Here is a 24,750-nt window from a genome sequence, read left to right as displayed (position 1 = left end):
CTCCCAATACGGTCCGCCGGCCGTGGCACTGGCCGGCATCGGCAGCGTGGCGGGCGGTGACGCCGCCGCCCGGCGACACCACCTCCAGTACGAACGACACAACCAGAGTTGAGTCTATTCCACTCAAGTCCAGCGGCGTGACATCAGTCACATTCGCGCCGACCAGACGGCGGACCGCACCACCCCGACGCCGGTACCGGCCCTCGATCGACAACCGGTACGGTTGGTTACGTGCGAGTACGTGTTGAGCAGACGGCGTTGCCCGGGATCGGCGTACGTCACGACGTGGTCACCGCCTCCGGACGCCGGCTCGGTGTCGTCACACACCGCAACGGCCGACGCGATCTGGTGCTGTACGACCCAGACGATCCGGACTCCTGCACCGCCGACGTTCCGCTCACCGACGACGAGGCGGAGGCGCTGGCCGACATTCTCGGCGCCTCGCTGATGCTCGGCCAGCTCTCCGGGCTGCGCCAGCAGGCCGCCGGGCTGCTCACCGAGCAGATCGCCATCCCGGCCGGTTCGCGGTACGTCGGCCGGCGGCTGGGCGACACGCAGACCCGCACCCGTACCGGCGCATCCATCGTCGCGGTCCTGCGGGAGCGCGAGGTGATCGCCTCACCCGATCCGACCTTCCGGTTCGAGGCCGGCGATGTGGTGGTCGTGGTTGGCACCCGCCAGGGACTGGACGGTGTCACCGCGATCCTCGCCGAGACCGACCCGGACGGCTGAGGCGTATGCACCACACCACGATCCTGCTCATCGAAGTAGGCGCGCTGCTGCTCGCCCTGGGACTGCTCAGCCGGCTCAGCCGGCGGATCGGCCTCTCGCCGATCCCGCTCTATCTGCTCGCCGGGCTCGCCTTCGGGCACGGCGGGCTGGTGCCGCTCTCGGCCAGCGAGGAGTTCTTCGAGGTCGGCGCCGAGATCGGTGTGATCCTGCTGCTGGTCATGCTGGGCCTGGAATACTCCGCCGACGAACTGGTCGGCAACCTGCGCGCCGCCGCACCGGCCGGGCTGGTCGACGGCCTGCTCAACGCGTTGCCCGGCGCGGCCTTCGGGCTGCTGCTCGGCTGGGGCTGGATCGGCGCCATCGTCCTGGCCGGGGTCACCTGGGTCTCCTCGTCCGGCGTCATCGCCAAGGTACTGGCCGACCTCGGCCGGGTCGGTAACCGGGAGACCCCGGTCATCCTGTCGGTGCTGGTCATCGAGGACCTCGCGATGGCGCTCTACCTGCCGCTGGTCACCGCGATCCTCAGCGGTCAGAGCCTGCTCGGCGGCGGTATCGCGCTGGCCGTCGCGGTCTTCACCGTGGTCTTGGTGCTGGTGGTGGCGATCCGGTACGGCCACTTCATCTCCCGGATGCTCTCCGCCCGGGACCCGGAGGCGCTGCTGCTCGGCGTGCTCGGCCTGACCCTGCTGGTCGCCGGCATCGCCGCCGGGCTCCAGGTGTCGGCGGCGGTCGGCGCGTTCCTGGTCGGCATCGCCCTCTCCGGGCCGGTGGCACACAACGCGACCGAGCTGCTCTCGCCGCTGCGGGACCTCTTCGCCGCCGTCTTCTTCGTCTTCTTCGGGCTGAACACCGATCCCCGGGCGATTCCGCCGGTGCTGCTGCCGGCGCTGGCGCTGGCCGTGGTCACCATGGCCACCAAGGTGCTGACCGGTTACGTGGCGGCGAAACGGGTCGGCATCGGGCTGCCGGGCCGGTGGCGGGCCGGGCTGGCCCTGGCACCGCGCGGCGAGTTCTCCATCGTCATCGCCGGGCTGGCCGTCGCCACCAGCGTGGTCAATCCGCAACTCGGCCCGCTGGCCACCGCGTACGTGCTGATCACCGTGGTGACCGGCCCGATGTTGGCCCGGCTGCCCGACTTCGCCTGGTTCAAGCGGTGGCTGCGCCGTCGGGCCGCGCCCGGCGGTCCGGCACCGGCTCCGGCGACGGAGTGAGTCGGGGCGCGGCGGGTGTCGCGCCCCACATACCGGGATCACCGTTCGGCCGGTTCCCCCAACGCGTAACGGGTTGATGAAATAGCACGTGGCGACCCTTTCGCAGGTTGGCAACAGCGCGTTACCGTGTCGCCGCAGTAGCCACAGGTACCCGCGGGGGCCGGCGCGCCCGGCAGCCGCGCGAGCGGAAAGGCGGCCCGTTGAGCGTGCAGGACTCCGCGTTCCGGGGCTTTGCCAACCCGGTGGACCCGTCCCCCGCCGAGCTCCGGGCCTGGGCCTACGAGCCGGACTCGGTGCCGCTGCACACGATGCCGAAGGACTGGGACCTGCTGGTCTCGGGAGACCGGCTCATCGGCACCCTCTTCGATCTGGCGATGGACCCGTCCTGTCCGGCCCGCCGCTTCGCGCTGCACTGCCTCTACATCTACGCCGCGGACGGCATCCGGACCAAGTTCCAGGCCCATCCGAAGCGGCGGTTGCGGAAGCTGGTCGAGCAGGCCGAGCGGCTCGGCGACGAGCCGATGGCGATCTGGGCGCACAACACCCGGATGCTCCAGGCGAGGCCGGAGCTGTTCGACTACCGCGACTGGTGCGAGGGCGGCCTGGTCCGGCAGGGTCGCCGGTTGAGCTGAAACCTGGTGGCCGGCGGGCGGCCCGGGTCCGCGCCGAGCCTGCGGCCCGGTGGGCGAGTGGTGGGCCGGGACCCCCCGTGGACCCCGGACCACCAGCTGGTGCCGGCGCGGAGCACGGGACCTGACCTGCGTACCGGAGGACCGCGACCGCGGAACTCGCGCCATCAGCCAGGTTACTGATCTCACCGGTCCGGCGTGCCGGAACCGGGCAGCGGGCCGGGTGGACCATCGCGGGTCGCTGTCCCGGCCGGGACAGGAAGAGCTGGCGCTCGAAGCACCTCTCGACGAGCGCCAGCGGAGTTCTTCGCTTGAAGCGTCACGACGCCGGTCGGCGGCTGCCGTACCGGTGCGTGCGGATGTCGCCCTGCCTCGTACCCACCGGGACCCGTTCCCGGCGAGGACTAGTCGCACCGCATCCAGTTGAAGTGGTACGTGGTGCTGACGCTGCTGTCGGTCGAGTCCATCATCATGAAGCTGGTGGTCTTCGGGTCCGACGTACCGCGGTTGACCCGCAGCTCGGTGTTGATGTTCAGCAGCCGGACCTCGCCGCACGGGGCGTAGACCAGTTCGGCCATGTCCGTGACGTCGGTGGTCTGCCAGCTGTCACTGATCGGGCCGGGGATGGTGTGCGTCTCGGTCGCCGTCGGCGATGTCCCCTGGATGTAGTAGCTCGCCCGTTGCATGCCGCTGGCACCGCGTTCGAGGTGGGCGAAGCCGCGGTAGTCGGCCTGCCGGATCGCGTACGTGAAGCCGCCCGGGACGTTCACCTGGAGGACCAGTTGGCAGTTCTTCCGGAAGTCGGTCGGCGCGGTACCCGCGCCGGCCTGGGCGAGGTAGTCGCTGTAGGTCACGGTGAAGGCGGTGTTGTCCGGGGCCGTGGCGACCGCCGCCGTCCCGAGCCGGCAACCCGACCCGTTGACCGTCTTGACCTCGATGGTGATGCGTTCGGCGGGCGGATTCGTGGTCGGCACGGGGTCGGCGAGTACCGGCAGACCCATTAACGACGCCGCCAGGCTGCCGATGACTAATGTGTGCAACATTTCCGGGGCTCCCTTCGGTCACCGTCGCGCGAGCCGTTGCCCGCGCGATGTATCAAACGTCATCCATCGATCGGATGGCCCTCTTCGCCGGTGCCCGCACGGTCCGGACAACGCCGACCGGGCGGGCCCCGCCCCCAGGGCCGGGATGCCGGAGCAGATTCCCGCATCCCAACCCGGAGGCCTCACGTCAGGACTCTTCGCACTTCTTCCATGCGAAGTGGTAGATGGTGTTGATGCCACCATCGGTCGAGTCCATCGCCATGAAGCTGGTCGTGGTCGCCGGGTTGGACGTCCCGACGTTCACCCGCAGTTCGGTGTTGATGTTGAGGAAGCGCATCTCCCCGCAGGGCGCGTAGCTCACCGAGGTGAGTTCCGAGGTGTCGGTGGTCTGCCAACTGTCGTCCAGCGGACCGCTGAAGTTGTGGTTCTTGTACGTCGTCGGCGAGGAGCCCTGGAAGTAGTAGTTCGCCCGCGACACCGCGGTCGCACCGTTCGCCAGGTAGGCGTAGCCGCGGTAGTCGGCCTGGAGAATGGCGTAGGTGAAGCCCTCCGGGACGTGCACCTGCAGGGCCAGTTGGCAGTTCTTCCGGGCGTCGGTCGGCCGCGCCCCCACGCCGACCTGGGCGAGATAGTCGCTGTAGGTCACCGTGAAGGCGGTGTTGTCGGGGGCGACCGCGACGGCCGCGGTCCCGGCCGGGCAACCCGAACCATTGATGGTAATGACCTCGATGACAATCTGCTCTTCCGGAGGCTCCACAGGCGGATCCGTCGGGATGACAATCCCGCCGAGCATCGAGGCAACGAGACTGCCAATGGCCAGCACACTGATCATGGGTTCCCTCCCGATCGTGGCGATAATGTCGCGCGCGTAAGCACACTTTAACGCTATTTATTGATGTTCGTCAATGTCCTAAAGTTGAATGAGTAATGGCCGAAAAGGTGGTACTGCGACTGTCGCCGAAAACGCGGAGGGCCCCTGGGTCAGGCGCGATGGACATTCACAATTCCATCGACCGACCCAGGGGCCCTAATTCGCGCTAACCCCACAGACCGCCGTAAGGGGACGCGTTTACGGCGACGCGATCAGCACTCTTTCCAGCTGAGGTGGTAGACGCTGCGCACACTGCCCCGGCTCGAGTCCATCGCCATGAAGCTCGTGCCGTTGTCGGCGTTGCCACCGTCCACCCGCAGCTCGGTGTTGACGTTGAGATTCCGCGCCTCGCCGCAGGGTGCGTAGACCAGGGCGGCGGCCCGGTCGGAGGTCCGCCAGCCGCCGTTGTACGGCCCGGTGAACTCGTGGCTGGTCTGCGCGGTGGACGAGCTGCCCATCCAGTAGTAGTGCGAGTGCTGCGAGCCGCTGGCCCCCCGCTGGAGGTACGCGTAGCCCTGCAGGTCCACCTGGGCCACCGCGAAGGTGAGCCCCTGTGGGATGTTCACCCGCAGGTTGAGCTGGCAGTTCTTCCTGAACTCGGTCGGCTTCGCCCCGGCGCCGGCCAGGACGAAGTAGTCGCTGTAGCTCACCGTGAAGGCCGTGTTGTCGGCTGCGGTGCTCACCTCGGCCGTCCCTGCCGGGCAGCCCGATCCGTTGACGGTCTCCACGCTGATGGTGATCCTCTCGGCAGGAGTCACCAAAGGCTCGGTAGCTACCGTCGAGGCAAACAATGCCGCGAGTACGCCGCCGACAGCCATCACGTTGGACATGGTAGTTCCCTTCCGGTCGTCGCGATGCGGTCGCGCCCGCAGCCCACCATAGTCATAACATTGACGGCCGTCAATAAAACAATCTTGTAACCCAGGACATTCAAGAACTGCTGATCAATTGCGTCGGACTAGATCACAAGCATCCGCAGGACCGCGTCATAGCGCGGCACCGGGACACTCTTCGGCGACCCGCCGCCCGCACCCCACTCGCGGGGCGGACGGACAAGACGCTCCATGACCTTTGCCGGGCGTACGACGGAAAGATCCGGCGATCAACAGACCACCGGACTCCGACGTCACCGCTATGTACGGTGATGGCTGGCGGCGCGCTCGGGGTAATGGTTTCCGAGCCTTCTCGCTAATGGATTCCGAGAATCGGGCGTAATGTTCCCGAAACACCCAGCGTAATGGTTTCGAACACCCCGTGGGGGTACCCGGACATCCCGCGATGCGGGAACGGCTACCCCCGGGTCAGCTCAGCGGCTCGGGCCGCCGGCCGCCGCTGCGTCCGGCCGACCGCAGACACGCAACCGCCGACCGGGACGGGCGCCCGGTCGACAGGATCAGGCCGAGGGATCGGCGCTGCGGCGGGGGCGCCAGACCACCAGCGCGGTGGAGGGCCGGTTGGTCGGCACCAGGTCCCGGCGGGGGAGCCCGCCCAGCGCCTCCAGCTCGGCCACCCGGCGGTAGGCGGCCTCCAGTTCGGCCTGCAAGCCCGCGATCCGCTGCTGGAGTTCGTCGACCATCTGCTCCAGCACGATGATCCGCTTGATGCCGGCCAGGTTGACACCGTCGTCCTGGCTCAGCCGCTGCACCTCCCGGAGCAGTGCGACGTCGCGGACGCTGTACCGGCGCCCGCCGCCCGGGGCCCGGCCGGGCTGCACCAGCCCCATCCGGTCGTACTGCCGCAGCGTCTGCGGGTGCATGCCGGCCATCCGGGCCGCGACCGAGATCATCAGAACCTTGGCGTCGGACGCCTGCTCGATCGAGACGACGACGTACTCCTCGGCCACCTTGATCACCTCCGCGTTGCCAACAGCTCAGTTGAAACGACGCACCCGGGCGTCGAGATGTTCCCGTGCCGCCGCCGGGGTCTGCGCGGCGAACTCCTCCAGCGCCTTCCTGGCCTCCGGCGAGAGCTGCTCGGGGACCACGATCTCCACCGTCACCAGCAGGTCGCCGGCCTGACCGTCCCGCCGGGCCACACCCCGGCCCCGGGCCCGCAGGGTACGGCCGCTCGGAGTGCCCGGCGGCACCCGCAGGGTCACCGACGAGTCCAGGGTGGGCACCCGCAGGTCCGTCCCGAGCACCGCCTCCGCGATGGTGATCGGCACGGTCAGGGTGAGGTCGTCGCCGCTGCGCCCGAAGAGGTCGTCGGAGCGGACCTTGACCAGGACGTACAGGTCGCCGGGCGGGCCGCCCCGGTCGCCCGGCTCACCCCGGCCGGCGAGCCGGATCCGCTGGCCGTCCGCGACCCCGGCCGGAAACCGGACGTTGAGCGTGCGGGACTTGGTCACCCCGCCGGTACCCCGGCACTCCGGGCACTTCTCCTCCACGATCGTGCCGACGCCCTGGCACTCCCGGCACGGCTCGGAGAAGCTGAACGAGCCCTGGTTGCGGGTGACCACCCCGGCGCCCCGGCACTGCGGGCAGGTCTGGGGCAGCGTCCCCGGCTTGGCGCCGTCACCGTGGCAGGTGTCGCAGACGCCGGGAGCGCGCAGCGTCAGCGGCACCGTCACCCCGCGCACCGCGTCGCCGAAGTCGAGCATCACCTCGGCCTCCACGTCCCGACCCCGGGCCGGACCGCGGGCCCGGGTCGGGCCGCCGCCGGAGAAGATCGAACTGAACAGGTCGGAGAAGCCCGCCCCGCCGAACCGGCGGTCACCACCGGCCGCGCCGCCCGGCTGGCCGGCCCCGCCGAAGAGGTCCGAGACGTCGAACGGGTAACCGCCGGGCCCGCCCGTCCGGGCGTTGCGGCGGAACGCGCCCGACCCGAAGAGCGAGCGCATCTCGTCGTACTCCTTGCGCTTGCGCGCGTCGGCGAGTACGTCGTACGCCTCGGAGACGGCCTTGAACCGCTCCTCGGCCTGGGCGTCACCCGGGTTGTGGTCCGGGTGCGATTCCCTGGCCAGCTTCCGGTACGCCTTCTTGATCTCGTCAGGAGAGGCGGACTTGGCCACCCCCAGCACGGCGTAGAAGTCCTTCTCCAGCCAGTCTTTGGAACTCATCGGTCGTCCACCCCCTTCCCCTGTGGCGGGGGGGGGGGGGGGGGGGGGGGGCGGGGCGGGGCGCCCCCCCCCCCCCCCGCCGGCGGGGGCGCCCCCCCCCCCCCCCCCCCCCCCCGACGCACCGGCTCAACGCTCAACCTCGCTCCGACCCGGTTACCCCTTGCGCCGGAGTGCTCACTCCTCCGGGTCGGCCACCGCGACCATCGCGGGCCGCAGCAGCGCGTCGTTGACCTGGTAGCCGCGGCGCAGTACCTCCACACAGGTCGGCTCGGTGACCTCGGCCGAGGTCTGGTGCGCGACCGCCTCGTGCTGGTTCGGGTCGAAGGGGTCGCCCTTCTCGCCGAACGGGGTCAGCCCGAACTTCGCCAGTGCCGCGATCAACTGGTCCGCCACCGTACCGAACGGCCCGACCAGGTCGCCGTGCTCACGAGCCCGGTCCAGGTCGTCGAGGACGGGCAGCAGCGCGGCGAGTACGACCCGGGTGGCCCGGTCGGCGTCCCTCGCCCGCTCCCGGTCCATCCGCCGGCGGTAGTTGGCGAATTCCGCGGTCACCCGCTGGAGGTCCCTGGTCCGCTCGTCCAGCTCGGCCCGCAGCGCCCCCAGTTCGGCGCCGAGCGGGCCGGCCTCGGCCGTGGCCTCGGTGACCGGCTCGGCCGGGGCGTCGACCACCGGCCCGTCCGTGCCGGACGGCGCCCCCTCCGCCAGTACCTCGGCGAGCTCGGCCTCGTCCACCACCGGGGTGGCCGGATCGGTGACCGGGGCACCGGAGTCGTCGGTGGTCGCCTCGCCCGCTTCGGTCGTCGCGTCGTCGGCCACCTCCGGCCCGTCCTCGGCCGACTTCGCGTCGTCCACCGAGGCGGCAGCGCCGCTCGAACCGGTGTCGTCGATCTCACCGGCCGCCACCACCGGCTCGGCGTCGCCCGGCGGCTCCGGGTCCGGGTTCGGATCCTTCGCCGCCAGTCGGGTGCCGTCGGTCGTACCGTCCGGGGCCGCTCCGCCGGTGCCCGGCTGGTCGCCGGTCATATTGATCTTCCGGTTGTTCCGGATGACGACGCCCTCGCCGGCCGTGCCCGAGGCAGGGTCGGCGGTCGCGGAGCCACCCGGCGCCGACCCGGTGGGTTCCGGATCGGCGGCTCGTGGCTTGTCCGTCATTCAATTACCTCGATCCGTTGTGCTTACGGCCAGCCCGGGTACGCGAAGAACGCGTCGTCACTTCTTGTCGTCCTCGTCGACGATCTCCGCGTCCACCACGTCGTCGGCGCCGCCCTTGGCACCGGTCGGGCCGCCCTCCGGGCCGGCACCGGCGGCACCCGGCTGCCCCTGCTGCTCGGCCTGCTGCTGCGCGTAGAGCAGCGAACCGGCCTCCTGGGAGACCTTGAGCAGCTTCTCGTGCGCCGTCTTGACGTTCTCCAGGTCGGTACCGCCGAGCGCGGAGCGCAGGTCGCCGAGCGCCTCGTTGATCTTGTCGCGCGGCTCGGCCGGCAGCTTGTCCCCGCTCTCGGCGAGGAACTTCTCGGTCTGCCACTGGAGCTGCTCGGCCTGGTTGCGGGTCTCCGCCTCGTCGCGGCGCCGCTTGTCCTCGTCGGCGTGGTCCTGGGCGTCCCGCATCATCCGCTCGATGTCGTCCTTCGGCAGCGCCGAGCCGCCGGTGATCGTCATCGACTGCTCCTTGCCGGTGCCGAGGTCCTTCGCGTTGACGTGCACGATGCCGTTCGCGTCGATGTCGAAGGTGACCTCGATCTGCGGTACGCCGCGCGGCGCCGGCGGCAGGCCGGTCAGCTCGAAGGTGCCGAGCTTCTTGTTGTACGCCGCGATGTCCCGCTCGCCCTGGAAGACCTGGATCAGCACCGACGGCTGGTTGTCGTCGGCCGTGGTGAAGACCTCGGAGCGCTTCGTCGGGATCGTGGTGTTGCGCTCGATCAGCTTGGTGAAGATGCCGCCCTTGGTCTCGATGCCCAGCGACAGCGGGGTCACGTCGAGCAGCAGGACGTCCTTGACCTCGCCCTTGAGCACACCGGCCTGGAGCGCGGCACCGACCGCGACCACCTCGTCCGGGTTGACGCCCTTGTTGGGCTCGCGGCCGGTGAGCTGCTTGACCAGTTCGGAGACGGCCGGCATCCGGGTCGAGCCGCCGACCAGGATCACGTGGTCGACGTCGGAGACCTTGACCCCGGCGTCCTTGATGGCCTGTTCGAACGGGCCCTTGCAGCGGTCGAGCAGGTCCTGCGTCATCCGCTGGAACTCCGCCCGGGTCAGCGTCACGTCGAGGTGCAGCGGCGCCGACGGGGCACCGTCGCCACCCGCCGGGCCGGCGGTGATGTACGGCAGGTTGATGCTGGTGGTGGTGGCGGCGGAAAGCTCGATCTTGGCCTTCTCGGCCGCCTCGCGCAGCCGCTGCATCGCCATCTTGTCCTGGGACAGGTCGACGCCGTGCTGGCCACGGAAGGTCTTCACCAGGTGGTCGATGATCCGCTCGTCCCAGTCGTCGCCACCGAGGTGGTTGTCACCGCTGGTCGACTTGACCTCGATGACTCCCTCGGCCAGTTCCAGCAGCGACACGTCGAAGGTGCCGCCACCGAGGTCGAAGACCAGGACGGTCTGCTCCTTGGAGCCCTTGTCCAGCCCGTACGCCAGCGCCGCCGCGGTCGGCTCGTTCACGATCCGCAGCACGTTGAAGCCGGCGATCTCCCCGGCCTCCTTGGTGGCGGTCCGCTGGGCGTCGCTGAAGTACGCCGGAACCGTGATCACGGCGTCGGTGATCCGCTCACCCAGGTACGCCTCCGCGTCCCGCTTGAGCTTCATCAGCGTCCGGGCGGAGATCTCCTGTGAGGTGTACTTCTTTCCGTCGATGTCGACGGACCAGTTGGTGCCCATCTCCCGCTTGACCGACCGGATGGTCCGGTCCGGGTTGGTCACCGCCTGACGCTTGGCGACCTCACCGACGAGCACCTCGCCGTTGCGGGCGAACGCGACGATCGAAGGAGTCGTCCGCGAGCCCTCGGCGTTCGCGATGACGGTGGGCTCACCGCCTTCGAGAACGCTGACGCAGGAATTCGTCGTGCCGAGGTCGATGCCGACCGCACGTGCCATCTTCGCTTCCTCGCTTCGTTACAAGGCAGGTGACGGGCACCGCCCGCAGTGCACCCACCGCAAGTTGAGTGGACCGGACTCAATAGTGCCACGATCCGCCGTACGTGCAAAGTCGGACTTGAGTCACATCGACGCAACCCACCTCGGGGGACTTCAGCACCACGAATCCCTCCACCGACCGGGGCATCGACAGTGGTCGCGGCGATCCGGACACCCGGCGAGGAAACCGGCGGCCGACCCGGCGCTGATCCGCGAGCAACCGTGCCTGTTGTCTGTGTTGCAGGGATCGGGCAGTCTTTACCCCGTGACGACCCACGGCGAACCGGCCACCGGCCTCGGCACGCCCCTGGTCGGCCCGGAAACCCCCATCGCCGACGCGGATCGCGAGCCGGCCCAAAGCACCCCCCGGCACCCACCGGCCGACGACCCGGCCGCCCCGACCGACCAGCTGCCGACCGCCACCGTGCCGCCCGGCACCGCCCCTGCGGAAGACTCCCCGGCCGGGGACGGGTCGGACCTGCGCTGGGCGCTCACCCGGCTGCGGGCCGCGATCGACGTCACCGCCTATCCACTGGCGCTGCCCGGGGCGGACGAGGCCCGACAGCTCGGCTCGACGTTGCGCGCCCAGCTCGCCGACTACCTGCTGCCCAGACTCGCCCGGCTCGACGCGCCGCTGCTGGTGGTCGTCGGCGGCTCCACCGGCGCCGGCAAGTCGACCCTGGTCAACAGCCTGGTCCAGGCCCGGGTCAGCAGCGTCGGGGTGCTCCGGCCGACCACCCGCTCGCCGGTGCTGGTGTGCAGCCCGCTCGACTCGGCGTGGTTCCGACAGGGCGACCTGCTGCCCGGACTGACCCGGACCACCACCCCCGGGGACCAGCCGGACACCCTGCACCTGGTCACCGCGCCGGCCCTCCCCGCCGGGCTGGCCTTCCTGGACGCCCCCGACATCGACTCGGTGGTGGACGCCAACCGGATACTCGCGGCCCAACTGCTCGCCGCCGCCGACCTGTGGCTCTTCGTCACCACCGCCGCCCGGTACGCCGACGCGGTGCCCTGGGAACTGCTGCACACCGCGCGGCTGCGCGGCACCGCGATCGCGCTGGTCCTCGACCGGGTGCCGCCGGCCGCCACCGACGAGGTGGCCGCGCACCTGGCCGAGATGCTGGCCGAACACCAGCTCGGCGCCGCACCCCTCTTCGTACTCCCCGAGACGGTGGTCGACGGGCAGGGGCTGCTGCCCGGACGGCTGACCGAGCCGCTGCGCTCCTGGTTCGCCCGGCTCGCCGCCGACTCGGATGCCCGGGCGGCGGTGATCCGGCAGACCCTGCACGGCGCCGTCGCCGCACTGGTCCCGGCCGTCGAGAGCCTGGCCACCGCCGCCGACGGGCAGGCGAACGCCGCACAGGCGCTGGACGAACGGGTCCGCAGCGGCTATCGGGGTGCCCGCCGCTCCGTTGAGGAGGCCCTCCGGGACGGCCGCCTGCTCCGGGGCGAGGTGCTGGCCCGCTGGCAGGAGTTCGTCGGCACCGGCGAACTCTTCCGCACCCTGGAGGCCCGGGTCGGCCAGCTCCGCGACCGGGTCGTCGCCGCGCTGACCGGCCGACCCGCCCCGAACGCCCAGCTCCGCAGTGCGATCGAGTCGCAGCTCGTCACGCTGCTGCGCGAGGCGGCCGCCACCGCCGCCGAACAGACCGCCGCCGCCTGGCAGACCCATCCGGCCGGCGCGGCACTGCTGACCCCCGAGCTGTCCCGGCCCGCCGAGGACCTGCCGGAACGGGCCGAGCGGCTGGTCCGGGACTGGCAGCGCGGTGTGCTGGAACTCGTCCGCGCCCAGGGCGGTGACAAGCGGTTCGTCGCCCGCAGCGCGGCGTACGCGGTGAACGCCACCGGCCTGGCGGTGATGATCGCGGTCTTCGCCTCCACCGCGTTCATCCCGACCGGTCTGGAGGTCGCGGCGGCCGGCGGCACCACCGTCGCCGCGCAGAAGGTACTGGAAGCGATCTTCGGCGACCAGGCCATCCGTACCCTGGCCACCCGGGCCCGGGCCGACCTGCTCGGTATGGTCGACCGACTGTTCGACGAGGAGGCGGCCCGCTACCTGGCCCGCACCGCGGCGGCCGGTGTCGACGCCGCGCACGGCGACCAGCTCCGCGAGGCGGCCCGGCTGGTCGACGCCGCGCGGGGCGGCGTGGGCGAGACAGCCGGAGCGGAGGCGGCCCGATGACCGACATCCTGGGCAGGGTCCGGGACGCGTTCCGCCCTGACCAGCGGGCCGACCCGGACCGGTTGGTCGAACGCCTGCACGCCGTCAACCGGTTCCTCGGCGCCGTCGACGGCCACCTGCCCGACGAACGGCTGGTCGCGGCGCACACTCTGATCGAGCGGGCCGGCACCCGGCTGGCGCTCTCGCTGAACCACACCGTGGTGGCGCTCGCCGGTGCCACCGGCAGCGGCAAGTCCAGCCTGTTCAACTCGCTGGCCCGGTTCGAGATGTCGCCGGTCGGGGTGCGCCGGCCCACCACCGGAGTCACCCACGCCTGCGTCTGGGGGCCGCTGGACGACGCGACCCGGCTGCTCGACTGGGTCGGCGTACTGCCCCGGCACCGGTTCGTCCGGGAAAGCGCGCTGGACGGGGCGGACGAGGCGGCGCTGCACGGCCTGGTCCTGCTCGACCTGCCCGACTTCGACTCGGTGGAGTGGTCGCACCGCTCCGAGGTGGACCGGCTGCTCGGCCTGGTGGACCTGGTCGTCTGGGTCGTCGACCCGCAGAAGTACGCCGACAAGGTGCTGCACCGCAGCTACCTGCGCGAGTTCCACCGGCACCGGGACGTCACCGTGGTGGTGCTCAACCAGGCCGACCGGCTGGCGCCGGACGAACTGCCCCGGGTCCAGGCCGACCTGCGCCGGCTGGTCGACGCCGACCAACTCGACGGGGTGCCGGTGCTCGCCACCTCGGCGCTGACCGACGCCGGTACGGCACCCCTGCGGGCCGTCCTGGAGCAGGCGGTCGCGCAGCGGCAGGCCGCGCTGCGCCGGCTCTCCGGCGACGTCGACACGGTCGTCGAAGGGCTCGCCGAGCTGGTCGACTCCGGACGCGCCGACGAGGACGTGGACCGGCCGACGATCCGCCGGCTGATCGACGCGCTGGCCGGCGCGGCCGGCGTACCGGCGGTGGCCGAGGCGACCGAGCAGGCGTACCGGCACCGGGCGGTGGCCGCGACCGGCTGGCCGCTGGCCCGGGGGCTGCGCCGGCTCCGCCCCGACCCGCTCCGCCGGCTGCACCTGACCGAGACACCCGCCGAGCCGGAACGGGTACCCGAGCCGGGTGGGCTGCTCGGCCTCGACCGCCCGCCGGTGGCCGCGACCTCGGTACCCGAGCCGACCGCGGCGCAGCGTTCCGCGGTCGGGCTGGCCGTCCGGGCGGTCGCCGACCGGGCCGGCGCGACCCTGCCCGGCCCCTGGCCGGCGGCGGTGACCGCGGCGGCCCGGTCCCGGCTGGCCGACCTGCCCGACGCGCTCGACCGGGCCGTCGCCACCACCGACCTCGGGATGGACCGCCGGCCGGTCTGGTGGCGGCTGGTCAACGCCGTGCAGTGGCTGGTGACCGTCGCCGCCGCCATCGGCCTGGGTTGGCTGCTCCTCGGCTACGCGGTACGCGCCCTCGGGCTGCCGGAACTGGACTACCCGATGGTCGGTACGGTGCCGCTGCCCACCGTCGCGCTGCTCGGCGGCCTGCTCTGCGGTGCGCTGCTCTCACTGCTGGTCAAGCCGGTGATCAGGTGGGCGGCCCGGCGGGCCCGGTGGCGGGCCGAGGGGCGGATGCACGACGCGGTGGCCGAGGCCGCCCGGGGGTACGTGGTGGCCCCGGTCCGCGAGGTGCTGCGGGCGTACGCCGAGGCGCGGTCCGCGCTGGGCGTCGCGTCGGCGCGTCGGCGATGACCGACAGCGCCCCGAAGAACGGCAGCGTCTCGACGAACGGCAGCGTCTCGACGAACGGCGGCGGCTCGGCGAACGGCGGCGGCTCGGCGAACGGCGGCGGCTCGGCGAACGGCGGCGCGTCGGCGGTCGTCGGCAGGTGGCGGCCGGTCCTGGTCCGGGGCGGGCTGGCGCTGTTCGGCGTACTCCACGTCTGCTGGGGGGTGCCGGCCGTGCTGACCCCGCGCTGGTTCTTCGACACCTTCCCCGGCTTCGGCCTGGCCTGGACGGCCGGCTACCCGCCGTACAACTCGCACCTGATGACCGATGTCGGGGCGGCGTTCCTGACCCTCGGCGTGATGTTGCTGGCCGCCGCCTGGTTCGACGACCGGCGGGTCACCGCCGTGGTGCTGACCGGGGTGCTGATCTTCAGTACGGTGCACCTGGTCTTCCACCTGGTGCAGGTCGGCACGCTGAGCAGTGCCGATCTTCTCGCCAGCCGGGGCACGCTGTTGCTCGGCGTGCTCGGTCCCGGCGCGCTGCTGATGCTGGACCGGCGCGGACGGGCGTAGGGTCGGTCCATGGCCTCGCCTCGGACCCCCTTTGAAGCCGTGCTGCATGCCGCCCGCGACGTGACCAAGCTCGACTGCGCGCTCGACGCCGAGATGCTCGGCACCGCCCTGCTGGGCAGCGTCTACGCGATCGCGGAGGAAGACCGCAACAACGCCGTCCGTGACTTCGTCGGCGACTTCCTCTCGGCGACCTCCCGTCGGCGTACCGCCGCCGCGACCACGATCCGGACCGTCTTCGCGGCCCTGGTGCCGGACGCCGCCGGTGCCGCCTCGGTCAAGCCGGGAACCCAGGCCCCGTCCTGGTCCGGCCAGCTCGGCAAGGTACGCCTGACCGGCAGCTACGCCTACGGCGACGTGTACGGCGACCAGACCTCCTACCTCGCCACCTTCGCCTACGACGACACCACCTCGGGCGGCCCGGAACACGCCGTGGTGGCCCTGGTCGACCACAACATCGGGATCACCAAGGACGTCTTCGTCGGCGGCCCGGCGGAGCGGATCCTCGGACAGGTCCGGGAGATGTGTGCCGACGACGCGCTGACCTGGTTCCGCGAGGAGGATCCAGCCCGGCTGCGCGACGAGGTGGCCCGGCACCTGGACATCACCGACGAGCTGGGAGACCTGCCCGACGAGGGCTCGCTGGCCACCGACCGGACCCTGGTCGGCGCCCGGCTGGCGCTGCTGCCCCGGGCGGCGTCGACCGCTGACCTCACCACCGAGCCGGAGCCGCTCTCCGCGGCGGAGCGGGACCGGCTGGTCCGGGCCTTCCTCGCCTCGCCCGAGGCCGGCCGGTTCGGGTTGCCCGAGGTGCCCGAGGCCGACCTCGCCTCGCTGCACTTCTGCCTCAGCCTGATCCTCGACCACTCGGCGAGCTTCTCCGACCCGGACCCGCTGCGCTGGAGTCCGGCGGTGGCCGGCCTCTTCCTGCTCGACTGGGTGCACCGGCGGGCGGTACTCGACATGGACGACGCGGCGATGCTGCCCCGGGTGGTCCGGAGTTGGGCCGCGTACGCCGCCCGGCTGCGCGGACTGCCGGCCGAGGCGGCGGCCCAGACCGACACCTCGGTCGAGGAGATGGTGCCGGAGTTCGTCCGGCTCTACACGACTGGGGAGCGGCGCAGCCCGGCGACGGCGGCGGTGGCCCAGCTCATCGCCGACGGCGTCGACCCGAACGACCCGGCGGCGCTGGACGCCTGGATCGAGGCGAACCGGCAGCGCCTCGACGACGACCCGGCGTAGCCACCGCTCAGTCCTCCCCGCCGGGCTGGCGCAGCAGCTTCGCGCGGCGGGCGGTCAGCGCGGGCAGGTCCACCCGGAGCGGCCACGGGTGCCCGGTCGCGAACGGCTCGGTGGTGTAGTGGGTGACGTAGCGGTATTTCCGGCTGCCGGGGTCGAGCACCAGTTCGGCGAGGGAGATGGTCGGCTTCTCCTCCTCCGGCACCACTATCCAGTACGCCGGGACCCCGGCCCGGGCGTAGAGCGCCCGCTTGGTCTCGGTGTCCCGCAGCGCCGAGGTCGGCGACACCACCTCGACCACCAGCAGCGCGTCGGTGATCGGGAACGGCGTACGCCGCAGGTGCTCCGCCCGGGTCACCACCACGTCCGGCCGCGGCTCGTTGTGCGGGTCGACCGTGGTCGACTGGTCGGTGCCGACCGCGTAGTCGTCAGAGGGACACGAGTCCTCCAGGATGTTGGCGATCCACCGGGCGATGGTGTTGTGGTCGATCGTGGCCGAGGGGGACACGATGATGCTCCCGTCAATCAGCTCGTAGCGCCGGCCGTCATCGGGCAGAGCGTGCAGGTCTGCCGTGGTGTAGCCGTGCGGGCCGGGCCGGTCGAGGGCGATCGGGGCGGCACTCATCGGAGAACCTCCGGGATCGGTCGGGGAAGCCACGAGGTCAAGGCTACGGGTGGGACGTTCACGGGCGCCACGGTAACTCCAGAGCACCGACAGTTTCACGTAACGGCGACGGGGCGCCGCGAGTGCGCCGCCCCGTCGTCCGCGTACCGGATGAATCAGCTCGCGACCTCGTGGTCGTCGTGCAGGCCGCCGCCGCCACCGGCCGGCGCGGTGGTGCCGCTGGCCGGGCCGGTCGGCGGGGTGCCGAGGCTGCGGGTGTCGTAGGCGTACGTGATGAGCGCGTGCGCGATCGCGTCGGACATCTCGTCGATCGCCTTCAGGCTGATGTTGTCGATGTCGTCGCAGGCCTGGTGGTAGCAGGGGTCGTAGGCGAGACCGGCGGTACCGCCGTAGACCCGGGCCTCCTCGGCCGTCTTGACCAGTTCGGCCCCGGTGAAGAGGCCGCCGGACGGGATGTCCACCCCGGCCGCGATGAACGGTCCGTAGTCACTGCGTCCGGAGAACGGCGTCTCGGCCGAGGCCAGCCGCTGCGACCGGAAGTAGTCGTGGAAGAGCTTCTCGATCGCTCCCGAGCCGGGCGGGCCGGCCGCCGACCCGGTGCCGGGCGGGAAGGCGGAGTTGTCGCCGTCGTAGACGAACCGGACGTAGTTCGGCGAGCCGACCATGTCGAAGTTCAGGTAGAGGGCGATCCGGTCCCGCTCCGCCTGCGGCAGGTTGGCGATGTAGTACGTCGAGCCGACCAGGTTGGCCTCCTCGGCGCCCCAGAGCGCGAACCGGACCTTGTTCTTCGTCGGGAACCAGCGCATCTGCTCGGCGATCTCCAGCAGCGCGGCGCTGCCGCTGCCGTTGTCGTTGATGCCGGGACCCTCCGGTACCGAGTCGAGGTGGGCGCCCGCCATCACCACGTTGCCCGGGTCGCCCCAGCGCGACTCGGCGAAGATGTTCTCGGTGGTGGCCTGTCCCCGGAAGGTGTCGGTGAAGACCCGCAGGGTGAGACCGCCCGCGACCTGGCCGACCAGTTCTTGGCCGAGCGCCTGCGAGACGCCGACGGCGGCGAAGTCCAGGGTGTAGTCGTTGCCGAGTGTCCCGGAGAGGTCACCGGGGATGTTGTTGTAGATGACCACCGCCGCCGCACCGGCTGCCGCCGCCGTCCTGGCCTTCTGCCCGAACGGGCAGGTGCCCCGGCTGATCACGACGATCGTGCCGACGTTCGCCGGGCCGAAGTCGCCCGGTGCGCAGCCCTGGGAGTCGCCGGTCGGCACGCTGGCCGGGGCGGTCACGTCGGCGCTGCCCGAGTAGCTCATGATCCTGTGTGGCAGGTCTCCGGCGGGCGCCGAGACCCGTTCCAGTTCGGACGGAGTGTTGATCAGGAAGGTCTGGAAGTCGAACGCCTGCCGGGTGACCCGGTATCCGGCGTTCCGGAACACCTTCTCCGCATAGTCGACCGACCTGTCGTATCCGGGTGCACCCGAGGCGCGGTTGCCGTTGTTCCGGTCCGCTATCTTCTGTAGTTCCTTGAGGTGCTTGTGTACGCCCTTCGCCGTGACGGCCTTGCGCAGCACCCAGGAGCCGAGGCTCCCCAGGCCGGAGCTGGCCTGTGCCGGCGCTGGTGCCGCCACCACCGCGAGTGCTGTCACGAGCGTGGTGGCCAGTAGGCCACGGCTCCACCGTTTGCTGGTGCGACCCACGCTGCCTCCCTGTCGGGTCACCGGGGTTACCGGTCTTATCGAGGGAGGTCAGCATAGCCACGCGTCACTGACCGGTGAATAGTCCACACGAGTGCGCTTACCGGCCGGTAGTGCGGAACCCGGGAATGATCGGTCATCGATGGCCGGCAGGCCGCGACCTGGGAGAGCAGGCCGGGCCCGCCGGCACCACCGGCGACCGGGCTGGCCCCCCGCCAGCCGATCGGTGCGGCGGCGCCGGCCCGGAGGCCGGCGCCGCCGAAGGCCGTCGTTGCCGGTCGACGACCTTGTCCCGGTAGTTCGGTCCGGCCGGTGGTGGCGGGACCGAATCCTTTCTCGTCCTACTGACGATAACCGCTGTGGTAGCTTCTCGTCAAGGTGGTGATAATTCCGATGGCCGAATATCCGCCGTTCGCCGTGACCGTCGACCTGGTGGTCCTCACCGTGCGGGCGGACGAACTCTGCATCCTGCTGGTACGCCGAGGCGTGCCGCCGTACCAGGATCGCTGGGCGCTGCCCGGCGGATTCGTCGGGTTCGACGAGGACCTGCCGGACGCCGCCGCCCGGGAACTGACCGAGGAGACCGGAGTTCCGGAGCCGATCGGCCACCTCGAACAGCTCGGCACGTACGGGTCGCCGAAACGGGACCCCCGGGGCCGGGTGGTCACGGTGGCGTACCTGGCACTGCTGCCGGACCTACCGCCCCCGGTGGCCGGTACCGACGCGGCGGCGGCGGACTGGCTCCCGGTGTCCCGGGTCGCCGACGCCCGACTCGCCTTCGACCACGACGTCATCCTGGCCGACGGGCTCGAACGGGCCCGGGCCAAACTGGAGTACACCCCGCTGGCTACCGCGTTCTGCCCGCCGGAGTTCACCATCGCCCGGCTGCGTACCGTCTACGAGACGGTCTGGAACAGCCGGTTGGACCCGCGCAACTTCCACCGCAAGGTCACCAGTACCCCCGGTTTCGTCGAGCCGGCCGGCCGGGTCACCGAGGGCGACCGGGGACGGCCCGCCCAGCTCTTCCGGCGCGGCCCGGCCGAACTGCTGCACCCGCCGATGCTCCGCCCGCCGGTCACCCGGAACTGAGCGGTCGAACCGGCGCTCCCGGTACCGGGCTCAGGAGACCGCCCCGGCGGGCGGACTGCCGGGTACCGGTACGGGGGTCGGCGCCGGGGTCGGCGCGGCGGTGGCCGGCGGTGCGCTCGGTACCGGAGCGGGAGGCGGCCCGGCCGAGGCGGTCGGGCCCGGCGCGGGCGCGGGCTCGGTCGGCGCTGGCGAGCCGGCGGGCTCGGTCGGCACCGGTACCGCGGTGCCGGACGGTGACGAGGTCGGTGCGGCGGGCGGCGACCCGGTCGGTGCGTCCGGTGACGGGGTGGGCGAGGGCGACGTCAGCGGCGGCGGGGTGGGCGCGGGCGACTGGATCGGCGGCCCGGCGCTCGGCGGCACCGGTATCCCCGGCTCGTTCGCGCCCGGCACGTCGACCGGCGGCGGCAACCGGCCGGGTTCGCTTCCCGACGGGCCGGGTCGGTCGGGCACGGCGCCGGGCGGGACGAGGAACGGCCGCCAGCCGGTCCGTTCGGATCTGGCGCCGGTACCGGCCGGCCCGGGTTCCACCACCGGCGGCACGCTCGGCTCCCGGGGCACCACCTCCGGCGGCGCGCCGGCCGGGGGCGGGACGAACGGGGTGGCGTCGGCCGGGCGCATCCCGTCGGAGACGGTCGCCGAACCGCTGCCGATCGCCGCCATGATCGGCAGGGAGGAGGTTCCGGCCAGCAGCGCGACCGTGAACAGGTACCGGCGGGCCGGGCCGGCGAGCCCCTCCGCCCGGTGCACCCCGGTCACCCTCCGATATCCGACGTGGGCGCCACCGGACCGGCGGTGCCGGGCCAGCAGCACGGGAGCCGGTGGCTCGTAACCGTGGTTGGGCACGGAAAACTCCTCGTCGTCGGCGGCGCGGGCCAGGCGGCGGCCGGGTGGGACGGGTCGCGGCGACCGTGACGCCGCCGCTACCTACAGTGGCGGAGTAACCGTGCGTTGGCCAGCGTCACACAGCGTGTCAGCGGCCGAGTTTCGATCGCGCCGACGTGCGTACCCGATCAAATCGGTTGATGTGGTGCGAAGCCGGCGGCGGCCCGGATCCGACGGAGGCCGAGCTGTAGCGATACCGAGCTGCTCTGCGAATATGGAGCCGACGGCAACGCGGCCGCGACCTTCGCGCACCCCCGCGGCAGGCAGGACGTGGTGCCGGCGCTCGGTGGACCAGGCTCGGCCAGAATCTGGTCCACGCCGCGTGGCTACCCCTACCGGGGAAAGGCGCGGCAGCCACCCCCGGTCCGGCACCAGCCGGACGGGCGCACGAGCTGCGCGGTCGGGACACCCCCGGTGCCGACGCACGAACGACAGGGAGATAGGGATGGCGAAGGGCGATCCCGCGGGTACGGCCCGCGGCAGGCGAGCCACACCCCGGTCCGCACGGTCTGGCGGGAAATCCCCAGGCACTGACCTGGTGCAACTACTCACGCCCGAGGGCGACCGGATCGACAAGGTGACCTGGTCGGACGGCACGGAATACAGCGTCGACTTCACCGACGAGGAATACCGCGGCCTCTACCGGGACCTGGTGCTGGTCCGCCGGCTGGACGCCGAGGCGACCGCGTTGCAGCGGCAGGGCGAGCTGGGCATCTGGGCCAGCCTGCTCGGCCAGGAGGCGGCGCAGGTGGGCTCGGGTCGGGCGCTGCGACCGCAGGACATGGCCTTCCCGACCTATCGGGAGCACGGCGTGCTCTACTGCCGGGGCATCGACCCGATCATGCCGCTGGGCCTGTTCCGCGGCGTCGACCTGGGCGGCTGGGACCCCAACGAGTTCAAGTTCAACATGTACACCATCGTCATCGGGGCGCAGACCCTGCACGCCACCGGCTACGCCATGGGCGTGAACATGGACGGCCGGACCGGCGGCGACGACGGCGAGGCGGTGATCGCCTACTTCGGCGACGGCGCCTCCGCGCAGGGCGACGTGAACGAGGCCTTCATCTGGTCGGCCGTCTTCAACGCCCCGGTCGTCTTCTTCTGCCAGAACAACCAGTACGCCATCTCCGAGCCCCTGGAACGGCAGACCCGGATCCCGCTCTACCAGCGGGCCGCCGGCTTCGGCTTCCCGGGCGTACGGGTGGACGGCAACGACGTGCTGGCCACGTACGCGGTGACCCGGGCGGCGCTGGACAACGCGCGGCACGGTCAGGGCCCCACCCTGATCGAGGCGTACACCTACCGGATGGGCGCGCACACCACCACGGACGACCCGACGCGCTACCGGATCGCCAGCGAGGTCGAGGCGTGGCAGGCCAAGGACCCGATCGCCCGGGTCAAGGCGTTCCTCACCAAGCAGGGCATCGCGGACGACGCGTTCCTGGCCGAGGTGGAGGAGCAGGCCAAGCAGGAGGCGCTGCGACTGCGGGAACGGGTGCTGGAGATGCCCGATCCCGAGCCACTGACCCTCTTCGACCACGTCTTCCCGAACGGCTCGCCGGAGATCGACGCGCAGCGCGAGTTCACCGCCCGTTACCTGGACTCGTTCGAGGGGAGCGTGCACTGATGGCCACCGAAACCCTCACCCTGGGCAAGGCGATCAACCGCGGCCTGCGCCGCGCACTGGAGCAGGACCCCAAGGTCGTGATCATGGGCGAGGACGTCGGCAAGCTCGGCGGCGTCTTCCGGATCACCGACGGCCTGCAGAAGGACTTCGGCGAGAACCGGGTGATCGACACCCCGCTCGCCGAGTCCGGCATCATCGGCACCGCGGTCGGGCTCTCCATCCGGGGGTACCGGCCGATCTGCGAGATCCAGTTCGACGGCTTCGTCTACCCGGCGTACGACCAGATCGTGTCGCAGGTGGCGAAGATGCACTACCGCTCGCAGGGCAAGGTCAGGGTGCCGATGGTCATCCGGATCCCGTTCGGCGGCGGCATCGGCGCGGTCGAGCACCACTCGGAGTCCCCGGAGGCGTACTTCGCGCACACCGCCGGGCTCAAGGTGGTGGCCTGCTCGTCGCCGCAGGACGCGTACACGATGATCCAGCAGGCGGTCGCCTCGGACGACCCGATCGTCTTCTTCGAGCCGAAGCGGCGCTACCACGAGAAGGGCCAGGTGGACCTGGACGCCCCGCTCGGGGACGCGTACCCGCTGCACGCCGCCCGGGTGGTCCGGCCGGGCCGGGACGCCACGCTGCTGGCGTACGGGCCGATGGTGCGTACCGCGATGGAGGCGGCCAGCGCCGCCGAGGAGGACGGCCGGGACCTGGAGGTCATCGACCTGCGTACCCTCTCGCCGCTGGACCTCGGCCCGGCCTACGAGTCGGTGAAGCGCACCGGGCGGTGCGTGGTGGTGCACGAGGCCCCCGGCAACCTCGGGCTCGGTTCCGAGATCGCGGCCCGGATCACCGAGGAGTGCTTCTACTCCCTGGAGGCCCCGGTGCTGCGGGTGACCGGCTTCGACACGCCCTACCCGGCCGCCCGGCTGGAGGAGGACTACCTGCCCAACCTCGACCGGGTGCTCGACGGCGTCGACCGCACCTTCGGGTGGTGAGCGGGATGTCGCGGGTACGGGAGTTTCCCCTGCCGGACCTCGGCGAGGGGCTGACCGAGGGCGAGATCCTCAAGTGGCTGGTCGGAGTCGGCGACACCGTCGAGCTGAACCAGCCGGTGGTCGAGGTCGAGACGGCGAAGGCGGCCGTGGAGATCCCGGCGAAGTGGGCCGGGAAGATCACCGCGATCTTCTACGACGAGGGCACGGTGGTCGACGTCGGCTCGCCGATCTTCGCCGTGGACACCGACCCGGGCGCCGGTGACCTGCCGGAGCCGTCGGCGGCGTCGCTGGCCGCCGTCGAGATCGCGCCCGCCGAGGGCGCCGTCGAGCCCGGCCTGATCGGCGGGCCCGCTCCGGGTGGCCGGACGGCGGTGCTGGTCGGGTACGGCCCGCGCACCGGTGCCGCGAAGCGCCGTCCGCGCAAGGGTGCCGGGGTACCGGCCACGAACGGTGTTCCGGTGCCAGCACCGGCACCGGCTCCGGTCGCGGCTCCGGCTCCCGAGCCGGTGCGTCCGGCCGCTGCCGCCCCGGCACCCGCAACCGGCGGGACCGCCGTTTCGGGCGGACTGGTGCTGGCGAAGCCGCCGGTGCGCAAGCTCGCCAAGGATCTCGGGGTCGACCTGCGTACCCTGACCGGGTCGGGACCGCTCGGCTCGATCACCCGGGACGACGTACACCTGGCGGCGGCGGGTGCGACGACGGCGGCCGAGCCGCCGACGACCGGTGCCGCGACGGCGCCGGCCTTCGGGCCGGACCGGGAGCAGCGGATCCCGGTCAAGGGCGTGCGGAAGCTGACCGCGCAGAACATGGTGGCCTCGGCGTTCAGCGCGCCGCATGTCACCGAGTTCCTGACGGTCGACGTGACCCGTTCGATGAAGGCGCTCGACCGGCTGCGCAAGCGCCGGGAGTGGCAGGACGTCCGGGTCTCCCCGCTGCTGCTGGTCGCCAAGGCCGTGCTGCTGGCGGTCGGCCGGCACCCGATGGTCAACTCGACCTGGGCCGGCGAGGAGATCGTCGTCAAGGAGTACGTCAACCTGGGCATCGCGGCGGCGACCGAGCGCGGCCTGATCGTGCCGAACATCAAGGACGCCGGCCGGCTCACCCTGCGGGAGCTGGCGGACGCGATGACGGCGCTGGTGCAGACCGCCAAGGCGGGGAAGACGGCTCCGGCGGACATGACCGGCGGCACGCTGACCATCACCAACGTCGGCGTCTTCGGCGTCGACACCGGTACCCCGATCCTGCCGCCCGGCGAGTCGGCGATCCTGGCCTTCGGAGCGGTCCGGGAGATGCCCTGGGTACACAAGGGCAAGATCAGGGTGCGGCAGGTCACCACCCTCGGACTCTCCTTCGACCACCGGATCATCGACGGCGAGTTGGGTTCGAAGTTCCTGCGTGACGTCGGCGACTTCCTGGCCGACCCGGAGGCGGCGTTGCTCGGCTGGACCTGATCTCCAGTAAGGACGAACACCTCGCAGGAAGCGGCCGGTGTGTCC

The 24,750-nt window shown here is 71.7% G+C and carries 21 protein-coding genes; 11 read left to right on the top strand and 10 right to left on the bottom strand.

Annotated features, from left to right (window positions below; genetic code table 11):
• The first annotated feature begins 231 nt into the window (after window positions 1-231).
• The 3 genes from V1634_RS24090 (at window position 232) to V1634_RS24080 (ending at window position 2,575) form a co-directional block, all read left to right on the top strand.
• Entirely contained in the window at window positions 232-732 is a 501-nt protein-coding gene (locus tag V1634_RS24090; RefSeq protein WP_107262611.1) for a cation:proton antiporter regulatory subunit, read from the top strand.
• A 5-nt stretch (window positions 733-737) separates the two neighbouring features.
• Window positions 738-1,943, top strand: coding sequence for a cation:proton antiporter (locus V1634_RS24085; RefSeq protein WP_331210159.1), 1,206 nt, complete (start codon window positions 738-740; stop codon window positions 1,941-1,943).
• A gap of 200 nt (window positions 1,944-2,143) precedes the next feature.
• On the top strand, window positions 2,144-2,575 hold the full coding sequence (locus V1634_RS24080; RefSeq protein WP_331210158.1) for a hypothetical protein: 432 nt from the start codon (window positions 2,144-2,146) through the stop codon (window positions 2,573-2,575).
• Window positions 2,576-2,976: 401 nt separating this feature from the next.
• On the opposite strand, the gene V1634_RS24075 is transcribed toward V1634_RS24080, so the two are convergent.
• From V1634_RS24075 to dnaK, 7 genes are all read right to left on the bottom strand, one after another.
• Entirely contained in the window at window positions 2,977-3,615 is a 639-nt protein-coding gene (locus tag V1634_RS24075) for a DUF4360 domain-containing protein (protein WP_331210157.1), read from the bottom strand.
• Window positions 3,616-3,802: 187 nt separating this feature from the next.
• Window positions 3,803-4,447, bottom strand: coding sequence for a DUF4360 domain-containing protein (locus V1634_RS24070; RefSeq protein WP_107262607.1), 645 nt, complete (start codon window positions 4,445-4,447; stop codon window positions 3,803-3,805).
• Between the two features lie 251 nt (window positions 4,448-4,698).
• The gene (locus V1634_RS24065; RefSeq protein WP_234359153.1) at window positions 4,699-5,244 is read right to left on the bottom strand and encodes a DUF4360 domain-containing protein; all 546 of its coding nucleotides are present in this window, start codon (window positions 5,242-5,244) and stop codon (window positions 4,699-4,701) included.
• A 635-nt stretch (window positions 5,245-5,879) separates the two neighbouring features.
• Window positions 5,880-6,272 carry a heat shock protein transcriptional repressor HspR gene (locus tag V1634_RS24060; RefSeq protein ID WP_107264418.1) on the bottom strand — a complete coding sequence of 131 codons (393 nt, stop codon included), beginning with the start codon at window positions 6,270-6,272 and terminating at the stop codon, window positions 5,880-5,882.
• Between the two features lie 84 nt (window positions 6,273-6,356).
• Window positions 6,357-7,544 (bottom strand): molecular chaperone DnaJ, encoded by a 1,188-nt coding sequence (gene dnaJ, locus V1634_RS24055; RefSeq protein ID WP_331210156.1) that lies wholly within the window; start codon window positions 7,542-7,544, stop codon window positions 6,357-6,359.
• A 174-nt stretch (window positions 7,545-7,718) separates the two neighbouring features.
• Window positions 7,719-8,696, bottom strand: coding sequence for a nucleotide exchange factor GrpE (grpE, locus tag V1634_RS24050; RefSeq protein ID WP_331210155.1), 978 nt, complete (start codon window positions 8,694-8,696; stop codon window positions 7,719-7,721).
• A 57-nt stretch (window positions 8,697-8,753) separates the two neighbouring features.
• Window positions 8,754-10,634: a molecular chaperone DnaK gene (gene dnaK / locus V1634_RS24045; protein ID WP_331210154.1), complete on the bottom strand. Its 1,881-nt coding sequence runs from the start codon at window positions 10,632-10,634 to the stop codon at window positions 8,754-8,756.
• A 304-nt stretch (window positions 10,635-10,938) separates the two neighbouring features.
• Here dnaK and V1634_RS24040 point away from each other — a divergent pair, with 304 nt between their 5' ends.
• Genes V1634_RS24040 through V1634_RS24025 form a run of 4 tightly spaced genes read left to right on the top strand, consistent with a single transcriptional unit; the run spans window position 10,939 to window position 16,360 of the window.
• A complete protein-coding gene (locus V1634_RS24040) occupies window positions 10,939-12,858 on the top strand; it encodes an ABC transporter (RefSeq protein ID WP_407951839.1) in 1,920 nt (639 codons plus the stop codon).
• Window positions 12,855-14,573 carry a GTPase gene (locus tag V1634_RS24035; RefSeq protein ID WP_331210153.1) on the top strand — a complete coding sequence of 573 codons (1,719 nt, stop codon included), beginning with the start codon at window positions 12,855-12,857 and terminating at the stop codon, window positions 14,571-14,573. Before V1634_RS24040 ends, V1634_RS24035 begins: the two co-directional genes overlap by 4 nt.
• Window positions 14,570-15,121: a hypothetical protein gene (locus V1634_RS24030; protein WP_331210152.1), complete on the top strand. Its 552-nt coding sequence runs from the start codon at window positions 14,570-14,572 to the stop codon at window positions 15,119-15,121. Before V1634_RS24035 ends, V1634_RS24030 begins: the two co-directional genes overlap by 4 nt.
• A gap of 9 nt (window positions 15,122-15,130) precedes the next feature.
• Complete coding sequence (locus V1634_RS24025; RefSeq protein WP_331210151.1) at window positions 15,131-16,360, top strand: hypothetical protein; 1,230 nt, start codon at window positions 15,131-15,133, stop codon at window positions 16,358-16,360.
• A 7-nt stretch (window positions 16,361-16,367) separates the two neighbouring features.
• Here the strand turns inward: V1634_RS24025 and V1634_RS24020 are convergent, their stop codons facing one another.
• Both V1634_RS24020 and V1634_RS24015 read right to left on the bottom strand, forming a co-directional pair.
• Entirely contained in the window at window positions 16,368-16,982 is a 615-nt protein-coding gene (locus V1634_RS24020; RefSeq protein WP_331210150.1) for a Uma2 family endonuclease, read from the bottom strand.
• A 155-nt stretch (window positions 16,983-17,137) separates the two neighbouring features.
• Entirely contained in the window at window positions 17,138-18,670 is a 1,533-nt protein-coding gene (locus V1634_RS24015; RefSeq protein ID WP_331210149.1) for a M28 family metallopeptidase, read from the bottom strand.
• Window positions 18,671-19,060: 390 nt separating this feature from the next.
• Here V1634_RS24015 and V1634_RS24010 point away from each other — a divergent pair, with 390 nt between their 5' ends.
• Window positions 19,061-19,756, top strand: coding sequence for an NUDIX hydrolase (locus V1634_RS24010; RefSeq protein WP_331210148.1), 696 nt, complete (start codon window positions 19,061-19,063; stop codon window positions 19,754-19,756).
• A gap of 30 nt (window positions 19,757-19,786) precedes the next feature.
• Here the strand turns inward: V1634_RS24010 and V1634_RS24005 are convergent, their stop codons facing one another.
• A complete protein-coding gene (locus tag V1634_RS24005; RefSeq protein WP_331210147.1) occupies window positions 19,787-20,599 on the bottom strand; it encodes a hypothetical protein in 813 nt (270 codons plus the stop codon).
• Window positions 20,600-21,083: 484 nt separating this feature from the next.
• Between V1634_RS24005 and pdhA the strand changes: the two genes are divergently transcribed.
• From pdhA to V1634_RS23990, 3 genes are read left to right on the top strand one after another with little or no spacing between them, the layout of a single operon-like run.
• Window positions 21,084-22,265, top strand: a complete 1,182-nt coding sequence (pdhA, locus tag V1634_RS24000; protein ID WP_331210146.1) for a pyruvate dehydrogenase (acetyl-transferring) E1 component subunit alpha — start codon at window positions 21,084-21,086, stop codon at window positions 22,263-22,265.
• Entirely contained in the window at window positions 22,265-23,254 is a 990-nt protein-coding gene (locus V1634_RS23995) for an alpha-ketoacid dehydrogenase subunit beta (RefSeq protein ID WP_331210145.1), read from the top strand. The genes pdhA and V1634_RS23995 overlap by 1 nt, the downstream gene beginning before the upstream one ends.
• Window positions 23,255-23,259: 5 nt before the next feature.
• Window positions 23,260-24,705, top strand: coding sequence for a dihydrolipoamide acetyltransferase family protein (locus tag V1634_RS23990; protein WP_331210272.1), 1,446 nt, complete (start codon window positions 23,260-23,262; stop codon window positions 24,703-24,705).
• Window positions 24,706-24,750 lie beyond the last annotated feature (45 nt).

Source organism: Plantactinospora veratri, assembly GCF_036421995.1.
GTDB classification, from domain to species: Bacteria; Actinomycetota; Actinomycetes; order Mycobacteriales; family Micromonosporaceae; genus Plantactinospora; species Plantactinospora veratri.
Note: the sequence above shows the minus strand (reverse complement) of the source record. Positions and strands in the feature narration are given on the sequence as shown.